The following is a 246-nucleotide window of genomic DNA, read 5'->3' as shown; positions in this document are numbered from 1 at the left end:
CCAATGACTTTAGTGCGAAGACCGAAGGGAAAACGTCTCATAGAATGCTGGCTAATCTGCTATTTGGCATGGTTTAGGCTAGGCTGTCCCAGCGATAGCCCATACCATAAACGGTATCGATACAATCAAATTCGGGCGCGGCAGCCATAAACTTCTTACGGATGCGCTTCACATGGGAGGTGATAGTGCTGTCATCGACAAAAATCTTCGCCTCCTGCATCAGCTCATGGCGGCTTCGGACGTGCC

The 246-nt window shown here is 50.4% G+C and carries 1 protein-coding gene; it reads right to left on the bottom strand.

The genetic code is table 11. The features are described 5' to 3' along the window. Positions 1 to 73: 73 nt before the first annotated feature. Positions 74 to 220 (bottom strand): winged helix-turn-helix domain-containing protein, encoded by a 147-nt coding sequence (locus B4920_RS31190; RefSeq protein WP_368664752.1) that lies wholly within the window; start codon positions 218 to 220, stop codon positions 74 to 76. Between the last annotated feature and the right edge of the window lie 26 nt (positions 221 to 246).

Origin of the sequence: Zoogloea sp. LCSB751 (assembly GCF_002028455.1) — a bacterium.
Taxonomy (GTDB): domain Bacteria; phylum Pseudomonadota; class Gammaproteobacteria; order Burkholderiales; family Rhodocyclaceae; genus Zoogloea.
This window is presented reverse-complemented; position numbering and strand designations above follow the sequence as displayed.

What these genes read in the sequence shown, in the direction of transcription:
- B4920_RS31190 (WP_368664752.1), bottom strand. Translation starts at nt 220, where the DNA reads ATGCAGGAGGCGAAGATTTTTGTCGATGACAGCACTATCACCTCCCAT.